Annotated in this window: 7 protein-coding genes and 1 pseudogene; all 8 read right to left on the bottom strand. The window is 45.2% G+C overall.

From position 1 onward, the window contains the following. Positions 1 to 143: 143 nt before the first annotated feature. A complete protein-coding gene (locus J6U00_RS11175) occupies positions 144 to 1778 on the bottom strand; it encodes a hypothetical protein (RefSeq protein ID WP_296581889.1) in 1635 nt (544 codons plus the stop codon). Positions 1779 to 1794: 16 nt separating this feature from the next. Continuing rightward, positions 1795 to 2451, bottom strand: coding sequence for an HAD family hydrolase (locus J6U00_RS11170; protein ID WP_296581888.1), 657 nt, complete (start codon positions 2449 to 2451; stop codon positions 1795 to 1797). Then, positions 2451 to 2918, bottom strand: a complete 468-nt coding sequence (gene ribE / locus J6U00_RS11165; RefSeq protein WP_296581887.1) for a 6,7-dimethyl-8-ribityllumazine synthase — start codon at positions 2916 to 2918, stop codon at positions 2451 to 2453. Before ribE ends, J6U00_RS11170 begins: the two co-directional genes overlap by 1 nt. 23 nt (positions 2919 to 2941) lie before the next feature. Then, positions 2942 to 3466, bottom strand: a complete 525-nt coding sequence (locus J6U00_RS11160; RefSeq protein ID WP_296581886.1) for a hypothetical protein — start codon at positions 3464 to 3466, stop codon at positions 2942 to 2944. A gap of 12 nt (positions 3467 to 3478) precedes the next feature. Further along, positions 3479 to 3946: a hypothetical protein gene (locus J6U00_RS11155; protein ID WP_296581884.1), complete on the bottom strand. Its 468-nt coding sequence runs from the start codon at positions 3944 to 3946 to the stop codon at positions 3479 to 3481. 10 nt (positions 3947 to 3956) lie between these two features. Next, complete coding sequence (locus tag J6U00_RS11150; RefSeq protein WP_296581883.1) at positions 3957 to 5156, bottom strand: bifunctional 3,4-dihydroxy-2-butanone-4-phosphate synthase/GTP cyclohydrolase II; 1200 nt, start codon at positions 5154 to 5156, stop codon at positions 3957 to 3959. Between the two features lie 11 nt (positions 5157 to 5167). Next, positions 5168 to 6103 carry a hypothetical protein gene (locus J6U00_RS11145; RefSeq protein WP_296581882.1) on the bottom strand — a complete coding sequence of 312 codons (936 nt, stop codon included), beginning with the start codon at positions 6101 to 6103 and terminating at the stop codon, positions 5168 to 5170. A 12-nt stretch (positions 6104 to 6115) separates the two neighbouring features. Next, positions 6116 to 6330: pseudogene (locus J6U00_RS11140) on the bottom strand (riboflavin synthase); the annotation flags it as partial.

Genomic DNA, 6330 nt, shown 5'->3' with positions numbered 1-6330 from the left:
TGCTTGTTCGTTATACCCTGTTTATGGGGAATTTGAGAAGTTTTCAACAATTAACATGAAAAAAACAGTTGCCCCTTCAAATTTTTCTTGAAGAGGCAACTGTGTTGTTTTGGTGGGCTGTTTTTTTACAGCCCCTTTAGTTTTTATTTGCTGAGCTCCTTAGAATACTTCCTGAGGTTTTCTGCAAGGGAGGTTATGTATTCTTCATTTAGTACGTCGTCGAAGCCGCATTCCTTCAGGGCAGCACGAAAGCTGTATTCCCCTGAATTGTTTGATATCCTTGCAATTTTTTCATACTTTTCAAGAGCACGCGAAGGATCGTTCATAACATCATCAAGGAGGTCAAGGCTTGCTAGTGCCGATGTGGCATAGCTTATGTAGTAGCCAGGACTTTCAAATATATGAGGTATCTCGTAAAGATGATAGTCTATTTCAAGCTTGCCAAGGTAGCTGTTGAACTTGTCCACTACTTCCTCCGGGCTTAAGCTGTCCTTGTCCTTTATCACGCTGTACTCGAATTCTCCTACAAGGAAGCCGGATACCACGGAATCGAGAATGTTGAGTATCCTGTACAGCTTCATGCTGTCTGATGATCTTCCGTAGATATCATCATAGAACTGCATGAATAGCAGTTCAAAGCCCTGTGACTGTATCTCAGCGATATCAAGATTGTTTTTTGCTATAAGAGCATGTGTATCGTCGAAAAATGTGGCGTAGAAATGTCCGAATTCATGAATTGCAGCGGTAAGTCTGCTCCTGTAGCTGTCCATATATCCTATGAATATCATTGCGCTGTCCTGTGTCGGGAGCTCGTCGGTGAAGGCTCCCTCATAGGCGTCGTCGTTGTAGCATATAGAGTATAGCTTTTCGTCCATGAGCTTCTGTGAGTATTTGTCAAGCTCAGGGGATAGAGTCTGTGCGTACTGCCTTACAGTCTCGAAGGGGTCCTCTTCAGAATCTTCGTCATCAAAAAGATCGGACCACAATACTGAGTCGAAGTAATCGTCAAGCATATCCTGATATGTTGGGATTATCTTGTCGTTTATTGTCTTGCCAAGCTCTATTATTTCTTCACCAGTATAGTCCCTGTCGTACTGTGTGTAGAAGGACTCGGGAGTATAGTCCTCCACAAGCTCGAGGAGAAGTTTTGCACAGCGCAGATCCTTCTCTTCTTCAGAAAGGGATACATCGTTTATTACATTATAGTATTCGCTCTTTGTTTCTGCTATTTCGAGGAAGCTCGATTCAGCTTCTGCCAGGGCAGCAGAAAGATTACGTACAGAATGTTCCTCGCTGTCGTCTGAGAAATACTCATCGAAAAGATATGAATAGTCACTATCATTGCCGCGGCTGAAACTGTATGTGATAAGGTCGGCAGAAACAGAGGCGTCATGGTAGTATTCGTTGTAGAGATCCTCTATATGCTTGTCAGTATAATTACGGTAAAACACGAATTCGGCATTTGTACGGGCTTCGTAGATCTGGTCGTAAATAGCAAAAAGTGTGTCTATATCGGCTTTGACCGCTTCTTCATTATCAGTCTTTATAATATCGTCAAGGAGCTTCTGTACATTATCCTCGACGTTTTTCAAATCTATACGGTCAGGAAGTTGATCGGTGGTGTCAGTGCTTTCGATGCCTGTCTGACCGATCTTGAATTCCTTTATCTTGTCCCTGTAGCGTGATATGCGCGGCGGTCTGTTGTTGTCCGAGCATGAGATACTCGTAACGGTAAGAACAGCAGCTGCTGCAAAAGCTATGAGACGGACAGCTCTCATGTACATCCCCTTCCTTTCATTGTGAAAGCTTGTCAGCCGCGTAAGGTATATCGGCTATACTGTCAACTATGATATTCGCAGCGGACAGCTCCTCACGGGAGCCGAAGCCGTAGCTGCATCCTATGGACGGTAGTCCATTTCTTACGGCGGTCTCTATATCATGGAAACGGTCGCCTATGACTATGAAGCTTCCACTATGAGCAGGAGCTATCCTTTTGAATATCTCATACTTGGGTATGAAATTATAAGCCTCACAGCAATAGAAACAGTCGAAAAAGCGTTCGAGTCTGAACACTCGTTTATGGCGTTCAAGGTAGTGAAAGCGGCAGTTGCTGAGAAATATCAGCTTGTAGCCGCGCTTTTTCAGCTCTGACAGCATTTCCTCAGCTCCGTCGTAAAGGGCCCCCTCACCGCGGTCGATGCGCTCAGCCATGTCCTTTCCCAGCATAAGACGGGCTTTCTCCCTTATTTCCGGATCAAGCTCGGGGTGGAAGCTGTTCCACATATCGGTGGAATTGAAGCCCAGCCAACAGCTTATCTCGTCGTCAGTATATTCCTTTTCGGCGATATATCCGTTATCTGAGAGCCACTTCATAGTGCCACGGAAGGCTGGAGCGTATGTGAGCATGGAGTTGTGAATCGTGCCGTCGTAGTCGAAAATAAGGTTTGGCATCAAGCTTCTATCTCTCTTATGAGATTTATCATCTCAATTGCTCCCTCAGCACATTCGCTGCCTTTGTTTCCAGCCTTTGAACCTGCACGTTCGATAGCCTGCTCTATATTTTCTGTAGTGATGACGCCGAACATCACCGGTATGCCTGTCTGGAGTGATACCTGAGCTATGCCCTTTGCAGCCTCATTGCAGACAAGGTCGTAATGGGAGGTGCTTCCTCTTATTATAGCACCTAGGCATATAACGGCGTCATACTTGCCTGAATTAGCCATTTTTGAAGCTATGAGAGGGATCTCGAAGGCACCGGGTACCCATGCAATATCAATTGCGCCCTCGCTTACGTCGTGACGCTTGAGTACATCAACAGCTCCTCCGAGGAGCTTTGAGGTGATGAATTCGTTGAAACGTGCAACGACGATACCTATTCTTATATCCTTTGAAACGAGTTTTCCTTCATAAGTTTTCATTGTTATTCTTCCTTTCTGTGAATTTATACTGTCTTGTTGAGTTTGTAGTTGTCCTTGAGCAGCTTCCTGAGCTCCTCTTCCTTTTCCGGAACTGAGAATTCTTTAGGCATTATGCCGTTGTTGAACCAGAGCTGTAGAGTGTTTCCGTTGAACTTGTACATGACGTTCTTTTTATTCCTTGCGAGACCGAAATTATCAGGGAAATACACTCTCTGTGAGGTTATGTAGGCAAATTTGCCTATGAAGAAATCCAGCAGCAGGAGTATTGTGATAAGCACTCCAGCAATGAACATCAGACTGAAGTTTACGAGCTTTTCAGAATTATGCTCTATTCTTGCAGCATTCCAGTACATGAAACCGATGAGCAGCCATGCAACCCAGCAGCAACTCCACCATACAACATTCTTTTTGAGCTGCCTCTTGAGCTTTACGGCTGTTTTTTTAGTTTTTACGCGTCTTCTGAATATAAAATAGCCTATGATGCCGAAAACGAATACTGTGCTCACAAAACACAGTATAACTATTGAGATTATCCTCGATGCAGTCATTATGCAGCTCCTTTATTTTGTAAGAGGATTTTCGTAGCCGTGCTTGCCGTACCAGTCTGCAAGCATTTTTACTGTCTTCATCTTCTTTATGCCAAGATTGAAGCCCTTTGCGAACTTTTTATCGTTTATGAAAAGATCGAGCTTTTCTATTCCGAACAGCCCCTTGCCGTATTCATAGCTCAGGTTTTTCACGGGAGAAATGCCCTTGTTTGCAAAAATAGCAGTCCTGATCCCTTCCGGTGAAAGGCAGGTGATATCGAAGGGGATAATAAGTACCGCAAGTGATATCAGTAGAATAGAATGGACGGTGTTTTTTACAAACAAACCACAGGCAGCAAGAATAAGAATAACAGCGAGCGCCCAGATATTACTTATGAACGACTTTTCCTTTGCTCTTGACCATGAAATGAAACAGCATATATCATATACAAGAGCAGCTGTGCAAAGAATGATAAGAACGACTGTGAAAAAAGTACTCATAATAAACACCTCAATAATTAAGAATATGTCCCATCTTGTCGCGCTTTGTCTTAAGATAGAACAGGTCGTAGGCGGTAGCGTCAACCTGTATTGGCACACGCTCCTTTATTTCCAGTCCGAAGCCGCTGAGTCCGTATACCTTATCAGGATTGTTGGTCAGCAGTCTCAGTGTTTTGCAACCGAGATCGCGAAGTATCTGCGCTCCGATGTAGTATTCGCGCATATCTCCCGGGAAGCCCAGTGCAAGATTCGCTTCAAGTGTATCCATTCCCTTGTCCTGCAATTCGTAGGCGCGGAGCTTATTGATAAGTCCTATGCCTCGTCCCTCCTGTCTCATGTAGAGGAGTATTCCACGCCCCTCCTTTTCTATCTGAGACATAGCCGCAGCAAACTGCTGTCCACAGTCGCATTTAAGCGAGCCGAAAGCGTCGCCGGTAAGACACTCTGAGTGTACACGACAGAGTATATCCTGTCCGTCACCTATATCGCCCTTCACAAGAGCAACGTGGTGCTCTCCGTTGAGCTTGTTGACATATCCGAGAGCACGGAACTCACCGTATTTTGTGGGGAGCTTTGTATTCGCAACGCACTCTACTAGTACATCGTGTACCTTCCTGTACTCTTTGAGCGACTTTATGGTTATGAACTTCATGCCCCATTCTGCGGCTTTTTTCTGGAGCTCTTCAGTTCTCATCATGGTGCCGTCGTCACGCATTATCTCACAGCATAGACCGCATTCCTCAAGACCGGCGATACGCATGAGATCAACTGTAGCTTCCGTATGTCCCTCACGTTCGAGAACACCGTTCTTCTTTGCGGTAAGAGGGAAATTATGTCCCGGTCGCCGGAAGTCCTCCGGCTTTGAATTGGGAGATACGCACATGCGGGCTGTATAGCCTCTTTCCTCTGCAGAAATACCCGTAGTGGTATTCACATGATCTATGGATACCGTAAAGGCTGTGCAGTGGTTATCGGTGTTGTAGTCCACCATTTGCGGCAAATGAAGCCTGTCGCAAAGCTTGGCGCTCATGGGCATACATATAAGCCCCTTTGCGTGAGCAGCCATGAAGTTTACGTTTTCTGTTGTTGCAAACTGTGCGGCGCATATCATGTCGCCTTCGTTTTCTCTGTCCTCGTCATCTGTAACGAGGATAATCTCGCCGTTTCGTAGAGCCTCGCAGGCTTCATCAACAGTGTTGTAGCGGAACATAGAATTACTCCTTACTCTTTGGTTATTTCGCCGCTTTTAACGGACAGAGCCGCGGTACAGTCTTCGACGCTTATGGTCATGCTGTGTGAAGTACCCTTTTTCTTTTCGTCTGAGACATCGTAGCTGCCATTTCCCTTTATCATAATGTTTCCGGTATCGGCAGCGACTTTGAGCTTTGCACCACCGGAACCGCTTGTCGGCAGTCCGAATGAGATGTTGCCTGTATCTGCGGATATATCTGTGTCAGCCTTGTAGGTGCAGTCCATCAGATCGATATTGCCTACAATGCATTTCAGTTCCGAAGCCTCAGTGAATCTGGTGCCGTTACAGCATATATTACCGACGTTCACATCGGCGCTGAATTTACCGCTCAGTTCACCGAATGAGATATTTCCCACAGTTTCCTTTGCATTGAAACTCTTTACGAATTTCGGGACAGTAATATAAAGATCACATTCCACGCGGCAGTCAGGGATATTCTTTTTGAGCCAGCTGTCGATATTCTCACCTGTCTTGTCCTCGATGAGCTTCAGATCAAGCCTGCTGCCGTTTGTTTCAGCAGTTGCATTCAAGTGGCTCTTTACCTCCTGACAGACCTCATCTGTGTCAGCGTAAACGGTATACTCCAGAGAAAGACCGGTCTTGTTGTCTCCGGAGTAGGCTATGGTTATATTTCCGGTGTTTATTTCAACACCTACTTCCGAAACGCTCTGGTCGGTATCGAATACGAAGTCCATCTGAGTAAAAAGGTCTGTCTGGTAGTCCTTTTTTGCTGCATCGAGGTCTATGCCGAGAGAGTCAGGATCGACTTTGTGGTCGCCTGTTTCTGTTTTCTTACCTTCCGAGTTGTATTTGGCATTGGCATTGACTCCACTGTCGCTTTTACAGCCTGTCAGTGTCGCTGAAAATAAAAGGGAGATCAGAACAGCCGTTTTTAAAAAATTCATATTATTTCTCCTTTAAAAACCGTTTTTTGTAAGAAATTCCATTGTTATGCCGCTTTTTTCGGTATTTTCTGCAGGCTTCATAAGCTTATCAACGTACTTGCCTATGATATCGTTTTCAAGGTTCACAATGTCACCCTTCTTTTTCGTGGCGAGAGTGGTCTGTGACGCTGTATGGGGGATTATGGAAACACTGAAGGAGGTATCCGTCACTTTTGCAACGGTAAGGC

This window comes from Ruminococcus sp. (assembly GCF_017650195.1).
Classification (GTDB): domain Bacteria; phylum Bacillota; class Clostridia; order Oscillospirales; family Ruminococcaceae; genus Ruminococcus.
Note: the sequence above shows the minus strand (reverse complement) of the source record. Positions and strands in the feature narration are given on the sequence as shown.

Bases quoted from the DNA above. Each gene is read 5' to 3' on its own strand.
- J6U00_RS11175 (WP_296581889.1), bottom strand. From the start codon at position 1,778: ATGAGAGCTGTCCGTCTCATAGCTTTTGCAGCAGCTGCTGTTCTTACC.
- J6U00_RS11170 (WP_296581888.1), bottom strand. From the start codon at position 2,451: ATGCCAAACCTTATTTTCGACTACGACGGCACGATTCACAACTCCATG.
- ribE (WP_296581887.1), bottom strand. From the start codon at position 2,918: ATGAAAACTTATGAAGGAAAACTCGTTTCAAAGGATATAAGAATAGGT.
- J6U00_RS11160 (WP_296581886.1), bottom strand. From the start codon at position 3,466: ATGACTGCATCGAGGATAATCTCAATAGTTATACTGTGTTTTGTGAGC.
- J6U00_RS11155 (WP_296581884.1), bottom strand. From the start codon at position 3,946: ATGAGTACTTTTTTCACAGTCGTTCTTATCATTCTTTGCACAGCTGCT.
- J6U00_RS11150 (WP_296581883.1), bottom strand. From the start codon at position 5,156: ATGTTCCGCTACAACACTGTTGATGAAGCCTGCGAGGCTCTACGAAAC.
- J6U00_RS11145 (WP_296581882.1), bottom strand. From the start codon at position 6,103: ATGAATTTTTTAAAAACGGCTGTTCTGATCTCCCTTTTATTTTCAGCG.